A 16,943-nucleotide genomic window follows, 5' to 3' on the forward strand; every position below is an offset into this window, starting at 1 on the left:
CGTCAAGGGCGATTACGTCAAGGCATTCTGGAACATCGTGAACTGGAACGACGTCGCCGCTCGTTTCGAGAGGGCACGCACCCAGACCGCGGGACTGATCGTCTAGTTTCCGCCTTCTCTTTCACGAGCGCGCAGAACACCTCCGGGTGTTTTGTGCGCTCGTGCCCGTTTCGGTGTCCGGGGTCGTCCCCTAGGCTCGTCGGCGTGACCGACTTTCACACCGCGCCCCACAGCCCTCGCGGGACTGTCGTCCATGCCTTCCGGGACGACGCACTCGGTGATCTCGACGCCACCGGCATCGCCGGATGCATCGCCTCCGGAGAACTCTCGATCCGCGAGGTGACGGAGGCGGCGATCGCCCGGGTCGAGACGGTGCAGCCCGTTCTGAACGGTGTCGCGTTCGCTGATTACGACCGTGCGCTCGCGGAATCGGCCAACCCCCATGAGGGTGTCTTCGCCGGGGTGCCGACCCTCGTCAAGGACAACGTGGACGTCGCCGGCCAGCCCACCGGGCACGGGAGCGCCGCGTTCACCGCCCGTCCCGCCCGCACCGACAGCGACTTCGTGCGGCAATACCTGTCCACCGGCGTGATCTCGCTCGGGAAAAGCAGGTTGCCGGAGTTCGGGTTCAACGCCACCACCGAGTTCATGGACGCCGAACCGGTGTGTAACCCGTGGAATCCCGCCTACTCGTCGGGTGCCTCGTCCGGAGGTTCGGCAGCGCTGGTTGCCTCGGGCGCGGTGCCCATCGCCCACGCCAACGATGGTGGCGGTTCCATCCGCATCCCTGCCGCCGCGTGCGGGCTGGTGGGACTCAAGCCCAGCCGCGGACGGACGGTGACGGACGCCACCGACCGGACACTGCCGATTCGCATCATCTCGCAGGGCGTCGTGACGAGGTCCGTCCGGGACACCGCGGGGTGGATCTCGGCGGCCGAACGCTTCTACCGCAATCCGGCGCTTCCCCCCGTTCGCTCGGTTCGAGGCCCGAGCAGCACCCGCCTTCGAGTCGGGGTCATCATCGATTCGGTCACTGCCACGCCCACCGACACCGAGACGCGCGCATCGGTTCAGGCGACCGCAGACCTCCTGGCTGACCTGGGGCATCACGTCGAGGAAGCCCCGATGCCGGTGGCGCCCTCGTTCGCCGAGGACTTCTGCATCTACTGGGGCTTCCTGGCTTTCGCGATCTGCAACCGGGGCAAGAAGATGCTGGGCCCCGATTTCGATCGGAATGCCACGGACAACCTGACGCGTGGACTGGCAGCGATGTACCGGGACAACATGGCCAAGACACCCCGGGTGCTCTACCGGTTGCAGCGTACGTACCGTCGGTACGCGCACGAGTTCCAGAAGTATGACGTGGTCCTCTCTCCCACAGTGGCGCACACGACGCCTCGGCTCGGATATCTTTCGCCGGCACAGAGTTTCGAGGAACTCTTCGACAAGCTCGTCACCTACACCGCATTCACGCCACTGAACAACGCGTCGGGTGGCCCCGCGATCTCACTGCCGCTGCATCAGACGTCACTCGGTCTTCCTCTCGCCTCGCACTTGTCCGCGAATCACGGTGACGAACGGACGCTCCTCGAGCTGGCATTCGAGCTCGAGGAGGCGAAGCCTTGGCTGCGCATTCAGGATGCAGGGTGAGGCTCAGGTTCTGCGCACACCGAACCAGATGACGACCCCGGCCAGTAGCACCGTGGTGATGCCGAATCCCACAGCCAGACGTTCCGGGGTCAGTATCGCGTCCGGCTCGGAGATGGTGCGGGTCACCGCCACCGGTTCGGCGAGGACTGTCGCCAGCTGCGCCTGCTGAGCCTTCGAACGCGCGGGCATAGCAGTCACTCCCGCGTTCAGATCGGTGGAGAGCCGGCTGGACAGCGATTTCAGTTTCGCGAATCCATCCACGATCTCCGAGGTGGCACCGGCCAGCATCTGGGGTGCCTGATCGGCAATGGGCGCGATTCCGTCATTCAGTTGCCTTGCCCCACTGCTCAGTTGGTCACTGGCGTCCGTCAGTTGCCCCATCGCGACGCGGACGAGCTCACCGAGATCCGTGTCCGGTCCCACCTGGTCGCCCAGCAATCCCGGTACCGAACCGAGCTGCGAAGACAGCAGGGCCAGATCGGAACTCACCTGCTCCAGGGCCGGGACCACTTCCGGTCCGACGGGAGTGGGCTCGAGGATACGGACGGCCGCGTCGATCCTTGTTCGCATCTGCGTGGCGCTGTCGTCGGCCTGCCCCAGCGTCAGGCCGAGAGCGCTCAACCGGTCTGCCAGATCGTTCGCCGTTCCGGAGGTCTCACCGACCACGGACGAGACCTGATCTGCCACCTCGAGCAATTGCACCGAACCGGCGCGGGCGGTCTCGAGGTACGGAAGGAGAGTGTCGGCGCCCTCGGTGAGCTGCTGCGCCGCCGCATCCGCCGCGGAGGTTCCCGCGGCCAGCAGCCCAGCGGCCATGCCCGCCTGCTGGAAGGTGGTGCGCGACGACGCCATTCCCGCGAGGAGTTCCGCGATGCCGCCTGCGCCGATCCGGGACGAGACGATCCCGGACAGTTCCTCGGCCGCCGCGGTGCCGGAACCGGCGACGTCGAGATCGAGCGTCGCCTGACGCGGAGTCGTGCCCCACACCGAGGACACCGCTTCACTGAAGTCCTCGGGCACGGTGACCGTCGCGAAATACTCGTTGCCGGCGCCCGCTTCCGCGTCGACCACTTCCCACTCGAACGACGGGTTCTCCTCGAGCTTGCCGATCAGCTCGTCGCTCGCCCGCACCGGCTTCCCGTCAACGGTGGCGCCGGCGTCGGTATTCACGATCGCCACGGTCCGGCTCGACGTCGGGTCCCCCTCACCCTGATAGAGGTATCCGAGTCCGGCGGCCGACATGGCGATCAGCGCCACCATGCAACCCGAGACGGCTCTGCGGGTGGTGCGGCGACGGGCGTTCGTTGGTGGCTCAGAGGTCATTCCGGCGAGAGTAGGCGGATTTCGTAGCCGCAGCGTGTGGCCACTCTGAGGGTTCTCTGAGAGCTGGCGGTCCTGGCACTCGCACGCTCTTGTGTGCCAGACAGCTTGTGGTGCATTGTTCAAGTACCCATCGAGGTGTGCAGAGCGGCGCATGTCTACAGCACGTGGATCACACCGAGGAGGCAGAGATGAACAGGGACGGATACATCGGCATTTCACCGTTCCAGGCTGCGGGTACCTTGCGGGGATTCGTGATTTCCGGGCGCTGGCCCGACACCACCAAGGAATGGGCGCAACTTCTGGTGCTCGCCGTCCGGGTAGCGTCGGTTCCCGGCCTCCTGCACACCACCACCGTATTCGGTGCCCGCGAGGATCTACCCGACGAACCGGCACCCGACACCGTCGGCCTGGTGGTCGCGGAAGGGCCCGTGCTCGGCGACCACGCCGTGACTCCCGGCCAGTTCGCCGAGCATCAACCGCCGGCGTTGATGATGCTCCATCCCCCGTCGGAAACCACGCCGTCGCTACCCGAGTGCACCGGTGCCGCGTCGGGCTGCGTCCTGCTGCCCGGACTCCCCCACCTGGGACTCGATCATCGCGCGGCGTGGGTCGAGGCGGAGGCGGACGGCACGGTGACGTCCATGATCAGCCGGGTCGGCATCGACCCGATCAGCCACCCCGATACCGCGGTTTTGGCCATGCTGCTCGCGTCGTGAGGGTACCCGAAATCTATCTGGATGGTTTCCCAAACTTATTGGCGCCATTGCCATTTCGAAGACCTTAGGCTAGCCTCATGAGCAACGAAGGGGAGTAGCCCCCAATCGCCTTGTCGACATACTGGCTCGGTGCTTTCGCCAGACGAACGCAACGATCCCGGCCTGGCGAACCGACATCGTTCTCGACGTCGGTGGGCGAGACCTTCGGCCGGACGGACACACCCGTGTCCGCCAGGCCGGAGGACTGCCCCAAGTCATCCTCCGACACCACCAACTGGAGGAGGATATTCGTGCTCGCCGCCATGCTGCTCAGCTTCGGGGTGATCTTTGTCGCCGAACTGGGCGACAAGTCGCAGTTGATGGCGATGACGTTCGCGCTTCGCTACCGCTGGTGGGTCGTGATCTCAGGCATCACGGTCGCCACGACAGTGGTTCACCTGGTTTCCGTTGCGGTCGGGCACTACCTGGGTGTTGCGCTTCCCACGGCCGCCATCAGCGTGGTCGGCGGCATCGCGTTCCTGATCTTCGGATTGTGGACCCTTCGCGGTGACCGGCTCAGCGAGGACGAGGGACTCAAAGCCGCCCGAGCCACCCGCTCGGCGTTCCTGGCCGTCACCTCCGCGTTCTTCCTCGCCGAGCTCGGTGACAAGACGATGCTCGCCACCATCACCCTCGCCACCGATCACGATTCCGTCGGTGTGTGGATCGGCTCGACCGTCGGCATGGTGGCGGCGGATGCGCTGGCCATCGTCCTCGGCGCCCTCCTGGGCAAGCACCTTCCCGAGAACATCATCAGCCTCGGCGCCGCCACCCTGTTCTTCGCGTTCGGTGCGTGGCTACTGCTCGAGGGACTTTTCCCCGGCAATGCGGCCGCTCCGATCGCGGGCGGCGCGGTCGTGGTCCTCGCTCTGGTCGGCGGCCTGGTCAAGGCGAGGTCGGCAACGGCGCAGGCGACAGGCACCCGCTCCGGGGAAATACTCGAACCTCAATAGTTCCTCGCGGTTCGACAATCTCGTCCTCGGTCAGCGCGTCCGAGACCTCGGCAGTGGACCGGGGCGAAGGGGTGGGAAGGATCGCACGGCTGCTACTCCGGTTCGGAGGCCATTGCGAATTCGATGGGCGAAGGTATCGCCCCTTCGCCGCACCGCCGGAGACAGTCCCGCCCCTTCGAGCCACAACTGCGCGCTCAGCCGACGGCAGCGCCGAACCACCTGGGCAGCTGTCGGAGCAGATCCTGCTGATCTTCGCCGACCCACGCCACGTGGCCGTCCGGCCGCAGCAGCACCGCGAGCACGTCCAGTTCCTCGCTGACGTCGACGACGTGGTCGACCCGATCTGCCCAGCCCGCCACCGAGAGTCGGCCGGTCTGGTCGAGCAGCAGTCCGCGGCCACCGTGCATCTGCTCGTAGAGACGCCCCCGCTTCAGCCCGATGTCCCGCATCCGCCGGCCGAGCAGTTCATGCCCCTCGCCGAAGTCGTAGCGGACCCCGATCGCAGCGATCTTCTCTGTCAGGTACCGGTTCACCTCCTCGAAGTCCATCAGTTCCGACACCAGGCGGCGCACCGCCTGGGAACCCGGATCGAGGGACATCAGCTGCATCATTGCGCGGGTGTTGTCCAGCACGTCGGCCGCTACCGGGCGTCGTTCTGTGTGGTAGCTGTCCAGCAGCCCCTCCGGCGCCCATCCGTTGACCTCGGCGGCCAGCTTCCAGCCGAGGTTGAAGGCGTCCTGGATGCCGAGGTTGAGCCCCTGCCCGCCCGCCGGTGGATGGATGTGCGCCGAGTCGCCGGCCAGTAGCACGCGGCCGGTCCGGTAGTGCTCGGCCAACCGGGTGGCGTCCCCGAATCGGGACAGCCAGCGCGGCGAGTGCACACCGAAATCGGTGCCCGCGACCTCCCGTAGCTGCTTCTTCAGCTCGTCCAGGGTCGGCGGGACCGTGCGATCCTCGGCCACCCCGGCAGCGGGCGCGACAACGCGGTACACCCCGTCGCCGAGGGGCATGGCGCCGAACCGCAACTGGGTCTTGCGGACTTCGGCAACCACCGCATTCACCGTCTCCGGCGACGCGGTCAACTCCACCTCACCGACCAGTGTCTCGACTCTGGAGGGCTCGCCCGGGAAGCCGACGCCGAGCAGCTTGCGCACCGTGCTGCGGCCGCCGTCGCAGCCGACGAGGTAGCGCGAGCGCAACCGGGTGCCGTCGGCCAGTAGGGCGGTCACCCCGTGGTCGTCCTGGCTCAGCCCGACCAGCTCACAGTTCCGCCGGATCTCGGCGCCCACCTCGGTGGCGTGCTCGGCCAGCAGTCGATCCGTGATGACCTGCGGGATCCCCAGGACGTACGGGTGCGCGGTATCCAGCCGCTCGGGCGACGGCTTGGGGATGCCGGCGAAGAAACCTCCGAGCGGGTATTGCCGGCCGAGCGCGAGGAATCGCCCGAGCAGACCGCGCTGGTCCATTATCTCGATACTGCGCGCGTGCAAACCGAGCGCACGGACAACCTTGGTCGGCTCCGCCTCCTTCTCCAGCACGAGTACGTGCACGCCGTGCACACGCAACTCGGCGGCCAGCATCAAGCCGGTCGGTCCACCGCCGGCAACGATCACGTCGATCATGAAAACCCCCATTCAACAAGGTCGGATTCGGCCAGCTGCTCCGCATCGTCCGACGGCGCGCACACCCCACACGTCGACAGAAGTACACGTACTTCGCGAATCCCTGATTTGCGCAGGTTCTGGCTTCGACCGCAGATTCTGCGGCACGACCGGGGTCTTGCCGCAAGACCCCCGGTGCGCTATACGTTGAGAGTGGCAGGGAGTGGGTAACCTCCCTGCCTTTCATGCGGCCCCGACAAGATCACCCCGCCGCCCCACCTTGCCTCTGCCGTCACCTGCTGATCACGTTATGGTGCAGGTCACCAGGGTCGACCAAGCGTGGTCGCCGGAAAAGAAGGATTTGCACTGTGGAAATTCAGGGAACAGCCGCACTGGTCACCGGAGCAGCATCGGGCCTCGGTGCCGCCACCGCGAAGCGCCTCGCCGAGGCCGGAGCCACCGTTTTCGGACTCGACCTGCAGCAGTCCATCGAGCGGACCGGTGACAACGTCCCGGCCGGCGTCACCCTCATCCCCACCGACGTCACCAGCGGCGAAGAGGTCCAGGCTGCCGTCGACAAGATCGTCGAGTCCGGTCTTCCGCTGCGCATCGTCGTGAACTGTGCCGGTGTCGGCTGGGCGGGACGCATCCTGTCGAAGAAGGGCCCGCACGACCTCGAACTGTTCCGCACCGTCATCACGGTGAACCTGCTCGGCACGTTCAACGTCATGCGCCTGGCCGCCGACGCCATCGCCAAGACCGACACCGTCGACGAGGCCGGCCAGCGCGGCATCATCATCAACACCGCCTCCGTCGCCGCATTCGAGGGCCAGATCGGTCAGATCGCCTACTCTGCGTCGAAGGGTGGCGTGCACGGCATGACCGTCCCCGCAGCCCGTGACCTCGCGCAGTACGGCATCCGTGTCAACACCATCGCCCCCGGCATCGTCGACACCCCGATGCTTGCCGGCGTCACCGCCGAGTACCGCGCCGGCCTCGAAGCGGGTGTCCCGTTCCCGTCCCGACTCGCCCAGCCCGCCGAGTACGCGCAGCTCGCGCAGATGATCGTCGAACACGACTACCTCAACGGTGAAACCATTCGTATGGACGGCGCTCTGCGCATGGCTCCGCGGTAGCGCCTTCGCCGGCCGTGCGCCGTTTTCTGGTTGCTCTCACTTTCGGAAGCGGCGTACGGCAGGCGTTAGAGTGAAAACCGAAAGCCGGTTGGGCGAAGGCGATCAGTGGGACCATCGACAGGGACGACGCGCAACAGCTCTCGGGAGGTCTGCATGGGGTTCTACGGTGATCACATCGTTCCGCGGTTGGTGAACGTGGCCTGCGGGATGAAGATCGTCCAGCCACTACGACGGCGTGCGTGCTCCGGCCTGCACGGTCGGGTGGTGGAGATCGGTTTCGGCTCGGGCCTCAACGTGCCTTTCTATCCGTCCACCGTGGAGTCCGTGAGCGCGGTCGAACCGGCCGACCTCGGGTGGAAACTTGCGTCGAAACGTCTGGCGGCGTCGTCGGTGCCGGTGGAGCGGGCAGGGCTCGACGGCCAGTCCCTCCCCTTCGAAGACGACACCTTCGACACCGCGCTGTCCACCTGGACGATGTGCACCATTCCCGACATCGCGGCGGCGCTCCACGAGGTGCGGCGCGTGTTGAAACCCGGCGGCACCCTCCACTTCGTGGAACACGGACTGGCACCCGACGCCGACGTTCAGCGCTGGCAGCACCGGCTGGAACCGATTCAGAAGAAGGTTGCCGGCGGCTGCCATCTCACCCGCGACATCCCTGCCCTGCTCACCGATGCGGGGTTCGACATCCGCGAACTCGATGCCTTCTATGAGAAGGGAACACCGAAGTTCGTCGGCGCATATTCTCTCGGTTACGCGGCCTCGGAATAGGTGGCCGCATACGTTTCGCAGCCCTACAGCTCCGACGCCAGCGGGATCTCCTGCTCGGCGCGTTCGGACATCCATTCCCGCAGCACCTTCGTCGCGATCACGTCGTCCTCGTTGTACTGCAGGAGGCGTTCGCGCTGGGTGTGGTCGGGATCGCCGTCGTATCCCACTGCCTCGCGGTACCAGCTCATCGATGCCTCACCGCCCGCGTCGGCGTCACGCCAGGTGAATCCGGCCACCGGTGCGATCTTCTTGAGTCCTTTGCCGTGCGGGCAGATGAACTGGTCGGTGACGGCCTGGTAGATGTCGACCCATTGCGGGCCGTCGATGAACTCGCGGACCTCTTCGCGGGTGGGGACGCCGGGCACACCGGCGAACCTCCGGGCAGAGTCCAGAAGCCACTTGTCTTCCGCCGCCCGCGAATAGCAGTAGGCGGCGAAGGTCTTGCCCCGTGCGGCTGCCGCCTCGCGTTCGGCCATGAGCCACGTCCAGAACTCGCCGAACGAACGCGCCTCGTCTTCCGTGGGAACCGGATCCCAGCTCACGAACGGACGGTACACGGACACTCCGACGGTGTTGAGCAGCGTCCCCCACAGATACGCGCCGTGCTCCTGGTAGCTCTCCATGTCGACGTCGACCTCGATGTCGGCCCGGTGGACGCGAATCTTCGCGTGCCGTCGGACCAACGGTGCATCAGCCAACCAAGCCTTGGCGATGACGATTGCATCCTGGAACGCGCCGTGCGGCCAGTCCTCGAGCGGTTCGCCGTCCCACGCCGCGAGGTCTTCGATGGTGTGGCAGCCGGCCTCGCGCAGCATGTCGGCCCGCGAACCCGTGGCCACGAGACTGACATCGTGCTTGTGTTTCAGCTCGCTCTCGCACCCGGGCCACCACGGGCATGAGCGGCATTCACCGATTCGCGACGGCACAGTGGGCGCCTGGCCGCGGGCGACGGCGATGCGGTCGGCGAATCGTTCGTCGTACTCGTCGAGGACGGTGCTGAGGTCGTGCACGATGATCACGTCACCGCCGTAGCCGATGGCACCCCCGACCAGTGCCGGGCTGGCCCACCCGTGCCGCTCCAGCATCCGGTACACCTGCGCGACCCGCATCTGGTCCCGCACCTGACTGCGCGGCTTACGCGTAGTGTCCTCCCGCGGTTCCCACTCGAACAGGCCCGACGTCACCGCGCCGCGACCGGGATCGGTGACCTTGTGGTTGACCACGATCACCGGGATGTAGCCGCCGCGTTCGGTGTCACGGACGAGGATTTCGCAGCGCCCCTTCCGCCCGGTGTCACGTTCGATGGGCAGCACCGCTCCCCAGATGCGGTCGGCACCTGCCGCGCACGCGGCCAGCGTGTCCTCGGACCGCTTCCGCATGCTCTGCCCGGGGTCGATCTGCACCCATCGCTCGGGCGCGTGCTCGGTGAGAGTGCGCCGAATCTCTTCGCGCTTGGCCGCGGCAGCATCCTGGCGCTGACGCACCCCGGGGTCCTCGGGCGCAGCCGCCAACTCTTCCGGGAACGCGGCGTCGAGGTGCACACGATGGCGGCACCGGGTCAGGGCGCCGGCATCGATCACCGCGCCCGGGCCCTCTCCGGGAGAGGTGCCGGGTTCTGATTGCTGACCGATATAGGAACACACGATGACGAAGATTATGTGCTCCCCTAGGCTGATCCCGAAGCACCGGATGCAGTCGGTAGCGTGCGCTGCGCTGAAACACCAGGAAAAGGGGTCTTTTCGATGGGGTTGTTGAAGAAACGCAAGTCCCGGGCCACCCGCAAGGCGGAAGCCAAGGCACTCAAGCACAAGGCTGGGGTGGAAGCCAGGCTGAGTGCTAGGAACGAGCGTAAGCGTGACAAGGCGGAACTCAAAGCCCTTCGGAAGCTCGAAGCTTCCGAGTTGAAGTCGCAGAAGAAGGTCGAGAAGGCGCAGATCGCTGCATTGAAAGCCCAGGAGAAATCCGCCTCCCAGAAGGGGCTCACCGTACACTCGGTGCGCCGCTACCTCGGTGTCGCTCGGCTGCTGACACCGGTGCTGCTGCCGGTCGCGTACCGCGCCGCCACCGTCGTGCGCGGCCAGATCGACACCAAGCGCGCCGAGCGGATGGGCGTCGATGTCGATCAGCTCGCCAACTTCACCGGGCACGGCGCCAAGCTCAGTGCCCGCATCGCCGGTGCCGAAAGTTCCACCGCCGAAATCCTCACCCAGAAGCCGGACGACGCGGAGACGCAGAAGTTCGCCGCCGCCACCCGCGAGCGTCTCACGGATCTCAACACCGCCGTGCGCGCGGCCGAGAAGATGCCGCAGGCACGCCGTAAGGCCGCGCACCAGGCCATCTCCACCGAACTCGACGGCGTCGAGGCTGATCTTCTCGCCCGTCTCGGCGTGCGCTGAAGCACCGAGCCACCTGAATGACCCACCACCCGACCGCGACCGCCACCTTCCGGGGCGGCGCGGTCGGTGCACTCTCGGCCGGCCTGACCGTCGCCGCGCACGGTGTCGGTGGGGGTGGGTTTCCCGAGGCGGCGGCGCTCACGCTCCTGGTCGTCACCTGCGCCGGCGTGGGCGCGATCACCGCGAGCCTGCCCGCCCGCTGGTCCGGACCACTGGCCCTGCTCGGTGCGCTCGCTGCCGGACAGCTGGCCGGCCACGTCGCGCTGATCCTCACCACACACGTCCATTCGACATTTCCCGCGATATCGATGTCGGCTGCGCATGCGGCGGCCACTGCGCTCTGCGCCCTGCTGGTTGCCACCGCCGAACGTCTCTACGGCTCGACCCTGCACGTCTGGCGGGTGGTATCACGCGCCGTTCCGACACCGATCACGCTCGTCCCCTCACTTCCTGTTCCCACGCGTCACCACGCCCCCCTCGACGCCCTGCTGCGAGCGAGCATTTCGCGTCGTGGTCCTCCGGTCCTGGTCTGAGATCCCGTCTCCCCCCATTCAGACCAGTAAGGACCTTTTGATGAATCCTCGCGTTTCGCGTGCCCTTCTCACCCTCGGCGCGGCCGGCAGCGCCCTGTTGCTCACACCGGGTGTCGCCGCCGCGCACGTCACCGTTGTGGCGCCGGGCGCCGAACAGGGCGGCTACTCGGTGCTGACGTTCCGCGTTCCCACCGAATCGGACACGGCAGCCACCACCAAGCTCACCGTCCAGCTGCCGGGCCTCAAATCGGCTCGCACCGAGGCGCTGCCCGGCTGGACATCCGTGGTGGAAAAGGACGCCACCTCCAAGCTCGCCACATCCGTGACATGGACGGCCGACGCCGGGGTCGGTATCGCACCCGGCCAGTTCCAGCAGTTCGTCCTCTCTGCGGGACCACTTCCCGTGGACGACGAGGTATCGTTCCCCGCCGCGCAGACATACAGCGACGGCAGGGTCGTCGACTGGAATCAGGAAGCAACGCCGGACGCCGAGAAACCGGAGAAGCCCGCGCCCACCCTGACGTTGGTTACCGCCAGCGGCGACGATGACAGTCACACCGCCGGTGCAGGGGCGGACGAGACCGACGCCACCGCTTCGGGGACCGACGACACCGCCCGTTGGCTCGGCGGAATCGGCTTGGCGCTCGGCGCTCTCGGCGCGGCCCTGGGTCTCGGCGCACTGGTCCGGAGCAAGCGACCATGAGAACCGGACGCAGCATCATCACCTCGGTGAAGGTGATCGTGGTAGGTCTTTTGGCGATGCTCGCCGGCATGCTCGGCGCAGGCACCGCATCCGCACACTCGGTGGTGATCGACTCCACCCCCGTGAACGAGTCGCAGATCGCGTCCGGACCGGAACGCGTGAGCGTCACGTTCAACGAGGCATTACAGGAATCGTTCGCATCACTGACCGTGGTGGGTCCGGACGGCAACCTGTGGACCAAGAGCACCCCCGCCGTCGAGGGTTCCACCGTCAGTGCGGATCTCGGTGAGCTCGGTCCCGCCGGTGTCTATACCATCGCGTACCGAGTCACCTCGGCTGACGGCCATCCGGTGAGCGGCACCCTCACATTCACGCTCACCGAGGAGGGCACCGGAACGGCGGGCGCTGCGGCGTCCGAGAGTTCCGGCGACTCCGATTCCAGCGGAGTCCCGTTGTGGCCGTTCATCGCACTGGGAATTGTCGTGTTCGGCGGCGGGCTGTGGTTCGCGCTCCGCAAGCCGCGCGGCGCGAACTGAGCACGGTGGGTACGGCACGACAGTGGTGGCTGCTGTTCGCCGTACCCACCTCGTTCGTCGGAGTCGCATGCGGTTGGGCGTTGGCCCGGCCCCAAGACGCCACTCCGTCGGGTGCGGTACGGGCGTTGTGCCTGCTGCTGGGTTCGGCGGTCCTCGGTCTCGCCGTTCTCGGCTGGTGGGCGCGCACCGATGCCCGTCCCGTTGCACCCGCTGCCACGGTGTGGCGGCTGTCCGCGGCACTCGCCGGTTCGTGGATGCTCGCCGAGGGGGTACTGCTCGCGATGACCGCGGCCGACGCGGGCGGCACACCGTTGTCGAAATTGTCGGTGTCCCGCTTCGGTTCGTACATCACCGAGATCGGTGCGGGACGCGTAGGTCTGGCAACGCTCGTGTGCACCGCGGCGATCACGCTGTGGTCGGGAATCGCGTTTCGTCGAGAGGGCGCGCGGATCGCCCTGCCGGTCCTGGTGGTGTCCGCACTCGCTCTCGTGACCCGTCCCGTCACCGGCCACATGTCGCAGCAGGCATTCGGATCCGTGCTGGACGCCGTCCACGCACTCGCTGCGGCCACCTGGTTCGGTCTCCTCGCCGCGCTCGCGGTGACCCTGCGTTCGCGCAGCGACTGGTCGACCTGGCTGCCTCGATATTCGACCGTCGCCTGGCGCTGCGTGTGGCTGCTCACTGCGACGGGTGTCGTGGATGCTGCCGTCCGGCTGGGCGGTGTGAGCCCCCTCTTCGACACCGGCTACGGACGCATCGTCCTCGCGAAGGTCGTGGTTCTGACCGCGCTCCTCGGCCTCGGATGGTGGTGGCGGCGCACCTGGGTGGTCCGGGCCGCCGCGCACCGGACGAGCGCGGAGGACTCGCTTCGACGGGCGGTCCTCGAAGTGGTGGCGATGGCCGTCGCCTTCGGTCTCGCCGCAGCCCTGGCCACCACCGCCTGACACCCCTGTGAGTACTTGTCAACACCGGGCGGTTGACGAGTACTCACGGGTGGAGGATGATCTTCCCTCTCGCGCCACCTGTCTCACCGGCGCGATGAGCTTCGGCCGCGTCCGCCAGTGGGAAGGTCCGGGCCGGTGGCAGCGTCAACTGATCGGTGGCCACGAGATCACCGAGCCGACGGAGGACCTCGGCGCTCCAGTCCGCGGACGTCCCCGACGAGAAGGTGATCCCCAACTCGAACGCGGCCGGATCCGACAACGTGACGATGCGATCGGTGCCGCCACGCAACTCCATCGCGGCCGGCAACCCGCCGTGCCCGGTGTCGAGGACGGCATCGACGCCGTCCGGGGCAAGCTCACGTACGCGGTCGACGAGTCCGTCGCCGTACGTGGTGGGGATGACCCCGAGTTCACGCAGGGCGCCGTGGTGGCGCTCGCTGGCGGTACCGATCACCGTGACGCCCGCTCTCAGAGCCAGTTGCGCCGCGATGGTTCCCACCGACCCCGAGGCCCCGTTGAGCAGGAGCGTCTCGCCGCGCTGCAGATCGAGCAGCCGCAGTCCGCGGACGGCAGCTTCACCGGCCACCGGAATGGTGGCCGCATCCGTCCAGCTGAGCGAGCTCGGCTTCGGCACCACCACGGTCGCGAGCGCGTACTCGGCGTACGCCCCGGTGTCCGACCAGCCGAACACTTCGTCCCCGATCACCGACCCGGTGGCGGTGGCTCCGGCCGCATCGATGACACCCGCTACCTCGTTGCCGGGGATTTTCGGGAATTGCACCGACATCACGTCGGCCATCGACCCGGACCGCAGCTTCCAGTCGATCGGGTTGACGCCCGCCGCACGGACCGACAACCGGACCTTGTTGCCCACGGGCTCGGGCAAGGGCACGTCGGTCGTCTCGAGCACCTCCGGGCCGCCGTAGCTCGAGTAGGACACAGCCTTCATGTTCGCCGTCGGGTTCGTCATGCCTGCCAAATCTACGCCGCTCGTGCCGCCTTCTCGAGGTCCGCGACGAGACCCGCGAACGCACCCTCGCGCGCTTCCGGCGGACCCCGGAGCACCGCCGACGGATGGATCGTCACGAAGACGTCGGGATCGGCAGCCACCTCGGTGCCGGAGTCGAGGTGCAGCAGTTCACCCCGGTGCTCGGTGAGCCGGAACGACGGGCCGAGCAGGGCCTGCGCGGCGGTCGCCCCGAGGCACACGAGCACATCGGGCAGCACCGCTTCCATCTCGGCGAACAACCACGGCCTGCATGCCACGATCTCGGTGCGGTTCGGTTTCTGGTGGATACGGCGCGGCCCACTCTCCGCACGCACGAATTTGAAGTGCTTGACCGCATTGGTGATGTAGACCAGATCCCGGTCGATGCCCGCCGACTCGAGAGCCTTGTCCAGCAACTTCCCTGCCGGTCCGACAAACGGCAGGCCCACCCGGTCCTCCCGATCGCCGGGTTGCTCGCCGACAAGCATGATGCGCGCCGAGCGCCGTCCGGCCCCGAACACGGTGCGCTCGGCGTTTCGGTACAAATCGCAGCCCCGGCAGTCGGCGGCCGCGCGCGACAGTTCGTCCAGATCGGAAGTCCTCGGGACGAACGGTGCCGCCGACCGCCTCGGTGCGTGCGGCACAGGACTCAGCTGGCTTCTCTGACGGCGGGGCAGGCTGCTTCTCCGAATCCGATGAAGCGTTCGCATGCCGCGATCATCTCCACGACGAACTTCCGCTGCTCGTCCGCGGATGCGTCGATGAGGCGGGCGGCACCGCTCCACTGGGCGTCGGACAGCTTGCGGGCGAGCCGCGTGGGTTCTGCACACGGCGCCGCCACCCCGGCCTCGCCCAGTACCTCGATGAACCGGGTGTAGCGGCGCAGCATCCGTGCGTGGGCGTCGGCGAGTTGCTCCCCGACCACCGGGTCGACCGCGGCCCGGGCCTCGATCATGGTGAACAACCGGCCGCTGGTAAAGATGGTCTCGATGAACGCCGCGGTGGCCGCGGCCAGCACCTCCCGCGGATCCGCCGCAGATGTCAGGGGAATGCGCTGGTCCAAAAACGTCTCGAACACGCCTGCGGCGACGGCATGGAAGGCCTCGTCACGGGATGAGAAGTGCTTACAGAACTCCGCGAGCGGTACTCCGGCACGTTCCGCGATCGCAGTCTCGGTGACCCGCTCGTACCCCGAGTCCCCGAAACACGACGCAGCGGCCTCGATCAACACCCTCCGACCCGGACTGTCACCGTCTCCGTGCACCACGCGCCTCCTCTTGCCGTGGTCGTCCCGCCCGACACGTGTCGACCGTCACACATTCTTGGTCTGCGCGGGATACACGTCAACCCGCGGCACGGAACCGCTGGTCGTACACGGTTGCCCGACGGACCCGTCGACGACGCGGTACACGGCGTCCATGCGAGGCAGATGAGTCGTGTCATGAGTGACCAGCAACGTCGCGACGTCGTGCTCTCGGACGACGCCGAGGACGAGGTCCATGATCGCGGCACCCCGCTCCTGGTCGAGGGCGCTCGTCGGCTCATCGACGACGAGGAGGGTCGGATCGTTCATCAACGCCCGCGCGAGGTTGACCCGCTGACGCTGGCCGCCCGAGAGTTGGGCGGGCCGCTTGCCGCTGTGCTCGGCGAGTCCGACGGCGTCGAGCAGTTCCATCGCCTTCGCACGAACCTTGCGACGTACCCGACTCGACACGAAGATCCGCTGCCCCAGGTGTGACATCACCTCGAGCTGTTCCAGCGCGGTCAGCGACGACACCAGGTTGGACTGCTGGAACACGATGCCGATGTGCTTGCGTCGCAGAGTGGACGCGTCGCGTCGGCTCAGGACCGCGAGGTCGGTCGTCCCGTCCGCGGTCCGCAGGAGGATGCTCCCGGAGTCGGGGCGGATAAGAGTCGAGGCCACCGCCAGGAGGCTGGATTTGCCCGAGCCCGACGGACCGGTGACCGCGGCGATCTCACCGCTCCCGAGACGGAGGGAGATGCCGTCGAGGGCGGTGATCCGACCCTGCCCGTCAGGGAAGGTGAGAGTGACGTCGTCGAGCACCAGGGCCGTGTCCTGCATCGCGCGGTTCTTCATCGTGCGCTCCCGAGTGCGGTGAGGGGGTCGGTGGTGGCGAGGAATCGCAGGGCGAAGGCGGCACCGAGCAGCCCGAGCCCGACAAGGGCTGCCGCCGGCACCAGCGTGGTGGAGGCGTCCAGGACGAACGGCAAGGCGTCCCCGATCAGCGAGCCCGCTGCTGCGGCCACGCCCACTCCCGTTCCCACTCCGGCGACAAGCACGATCAGCGCCTGTCCGAGCGCGTCCCGCATCAGCGAACCGGTGGTGGCGCCGAGTGCCTTCAGTGTGGCGATGTCCGGGGTGCGCTGAATGGTCCACACCGTGAAGAAGGCTCCGATCACCAGTGCCGATATCGCCAGCAGCATCACCGTCATCAGTGTCAGCGAGCCGTTCTCCGACTTGTAGGAGCCGACGGCCTGCAGGGACTGCGCGACGCTCAGGGCGGTGGTCCCGGCGAGCGCGTTCGTGGCGTCGGCATCGCCCGGCTCGGACACCGCGAGGACGGTGGCGACTCCACCGCGAGGAGCCAGCTGCTGCCAGTCGGCGAGTGTCGTCCACACGACCGGGGTGTGGC

19 protein-coding genes are annotated in these 16,943 nt (G+C 67.4%); 11 read left to right on the forward strand and 8 right to left on the reverse strand.

Going from position 1 to position 16,943, the window contains the following annotated elements:
* Both WAW17_RS01485 and WAW17_RS01490 read left to right on the forward strand, forming a co-directional pair.
* Positions 1 to 106, forward strand: a 106-nt coding sequence (locus WAW17_RS01485; RefSeq protein ID WP_422331273.1) for a Fe-Mn family superoxide dismutase, incomplete at its 5' end; no start/stop codon positions are given.
* 98 nt (positions 107 to 204) lie between these two features.
* Positions 205 to 1,650 carry an amidase gene (locus WAW17_RS01490; protein WP_422331259.1) on the forward strand — a complete coding sequence of 482 codons (1,446 nt, stop codon included), beginning with the start codon at positions 205 to 207 and terminating at the stop codon, positions 1,648 to 1,650.
* A gap of 3 nt (positions 1,651 to 1,653) precedes the next feature.
* On the opposite strand, the gene WAW17_RS01495 is transcribed toward WAW17_RS01490, so the two are convergent.
* Positions 1,654 to 2,973: a hypothetical protein gene (locus WAW17_RS01495; protein WP_422331260.1), complete on the reverse strand. Its 1,320-nt coding sequence runs from the start codon at positions 2,971 to 2,973 to the stop codon at positions 1,654 to 1,656.
* Between the two features lie 188 nt (positions 2,974 to 3,161).
* On the opposite strand from WAW17_RS01495, the gene WAW17_RS01500 reads away from it, so the two are divergent.
* Together WAW17_RS01500 and WAW17_RS01505 are read left to right on the forward strand one after the other, a co-directional pair.
* Positions 3,162 to 3,689: a peptidase gene (locus WAW17_RS01500; RefSeq protein WP_422331261.1), complete on the forward strand. Its 528-nt coding sequence runs from the start codon at positions 3,162 to 3,164 to the stop codon at positions 3,687 to 3,689.
* A gap of 290 nt (positions 3,690 to 3,979) precedes the next feature.
* Positions 3,980 to 4,681: a TMEM165/GDT1 family protein gene (locus tag WAW17_RS01505; protein ID WP_422331262.1), complete on the forward strand. Its 702-nt coding sequence runs from the start codon at positions 3,980 to 3,982 to the stop codon at positions 4,679 to 4,681.
* A 194-nt stretch (positions 4,682 to 4,875) separates the two neighbouring features.
* On the opposite strand, the gene rox is transcribed toward WAW17_RS01505, so the two are convergent.
* Positions 4,876 to 6,303: a rifampin monooxygenase gene (gene rox, locus WAW17_RS01510; protein WP_422331263.1), complete on the reverse strand. Its 1,428-nt coding sequence runs from the start codon at positions 6,301 to 6,303 to the stop codon at positions 4,876 to 4,878.
* A 347-nt stretch (positions 6,304 to 6,650) separates the two neighbouring features.
* Between rox and WAW17_RS01515 the strand changes: the two genes are divergently transcribed.
* Positions 6,651 to 7,418, forward strand: coding sequence for an SDR family NAD(P)-dependent oxidoreductase (locus WAW17_RS01515; protein WP_422331264.1), 768 nt, complete (start codon positions 6,651 to 6,653; stop codon positions 7,416 to 7,418).
* A gap of 153 nt (positions 7,419 to 7,571) precedes the next feature.
* On the forward strand, positions 7,572 to 8,189 hold the full coding sequence (locus WAW17_RS01520) for a class I SAM-dependent methyltransferase (protein WP_422331265.1): 618 nt from the start codon (positions 7,572 to 7,574) through the stop codon (positions 8,187 to 8,189).
* Positions 8,190 to 8,212: 23 nt separating this feature from the next.
* Here WAW17_RS01520 and WAW17_RS01525 read toward each other — a convergent pair whose 3' ends face one another.
* Complete coding sequence (locus WAW17_RS01525) at positions 8,213 to 9,769, reverse strand: TM0106 family RecB-like putative nuclease (protein WP_422331274.1); 1,557 nt, start codon at positions 9,767 to 9,769, stop codon at positions 8,213 to 8,215.
* A 162-nt stretch (positions 9,770 to 9,931) separates the two neighbouring features.
* Between WAW17_RS01525 and WAW17_RS01530 the strand changes: the two genes are divergently transcribed.
* The 5 genes from WAW17_RS01530 to WAW17_RS01550 are packed head-to-tail and all read left to right on the forward strand — an operon-like array spanning position 9,932 to position 13,301.
* Complete coding sequence (locus tag WAW17_RS01530) at positions 9,932 to 10,585, forward strand: DUF6474 family protein (RefSeq protein WP_422331266.1); 654 nt, start codon at positions 9,932 to 9,934, stop codon at positions 10,583 to 10,585.
* A gap of 17 nt (positions 10,586 to 10,602) precedes the next feature.
* Positions 10,603 to 11,118, forward strand: coding sequence for a hypothetical protein (locus WAW17_RS01535; RefSeq protein WP_422331267.1), 516 nt, complete (start codon positions 10,603 to 10,605; stop codon positions 11,116 to 11,118).
* Between the two features lie 40 nt (positions 11,119 to 11,158).
* Complete coding sequence (locus WAW17_RS01540; RefSeq protein ID WP_422331268.1) at positions 11,159 to 11,821, forward strand: YcnI family protein; 663 nt, start codon at positions 11,159 to 11,161, stop codon at positions 11,819 to 11,821.
* Entirely contained in the window at positions 11,818 to 12,357 is a 540-nt protein-coding gene (locus WAW17_RS01545) for a copper resistance CopC family protein (protein WP_422331269.1), read from the forward strand. Before WAW17_RS01540 ends, WAW17_RS01545 begins: the two co-directional genes overlap by 4 nt.
* Before the next feature lie 5 nt (positions 12,358 to 12,362).
* Positions 12,363 to 13,301, forward strand: a complete 939-nt coding sequence (locus WAW17_RS01550; RefSeq protein WP_422331270.1) for a copper resistance D family protein — start codon at positions 12,363 to 12,365, stop codon at positions 13,299 to 13,301.
* Between the two features lie 43 nt (positions 13,302 to 13,344).
* Here WAW17_RS01550 and WAW17_RS01555 read toward each other — a convergent pair whose 3' ends face one another.
* The 5 genes from WAW17_RS01555 to WAW17_RS01575 all read right to left on the reverse strand — a co-directional run.
* Positions 13,345 to 14,250, reverse strand: a complete 906-nt coding sequence (locus tag WAW17_RS01555; protein WP_422331275.1) for an NADP-dependent oxidoreductase — start codon at positions 14,248 to 14,250, stop codon at positions 13,345 to 13,347.
* A 32-nt stretch (positions 14,251 to 14,282) separates the two neighbouring features.
* Positions 14,283 to 14,942 carry a UdgX family uracil-DNA binding protein gene (locus tag WAW17_RS01560; protein ID WP_422331276.1) on the reverse strand — a complete coding sequence of 220 codons (660 nt, stop codon included), beginning with the start codon at positions 14,940 to 14,942 and terminating at the stop codon, positions 14,283 to 14,285.
* Positions 14,939 to 15,556 carry a TetR/AcrR family transcriptional regulator gene (locus tag WAW17_RS01565; protein ID WP_422331271.1) on the reverse strand — a complete coding sequence of 206 codons (618 nt, stop codon included), beginning with the start codon at positions 15,554 to 15,556 and terminating at the stop codon, positions 14,939 to 14,941. Before WAW17_RS01565 ends, WAW17_RS01560 begins: the two co-directional genes overlap by 4 nt.
* Before the next feature lie 45 nt (positions 15,557 to 15,601).
* Positions 15,602 to 16,372, reverse strand: a complete 771-nt coding sequence (locus WAW17_RS01570; protein ID WP_422331277.1) for an ABC transporter ATP-binding protein — start codon at positions 16,370 to 16,372, stop codon at positions 15,602 to 15,604.
* A gap of 11 nt (positions 16,373 to 16,383) precedes the next feature.
* Positions 16,384 to 16,943: ABC transporter permease (locus WAW17_RS01575; RefSeq protein WP_422331272.1), on the reverse strand; the 560-nt coding region annotated here is incomplete at its 5' end.

Source organism: Rhodococcus sp. (in: high G+C Gram-positive bacteria) (assembly GCF_049286785.1).
In the GTDB taxonomy this organism is placed as follows: domain Bacteria; phylum Actinomycetota; class Actinomycetes; order Mycobacteriales; family Mycobacteriaceae; genus Rhodococcus_F.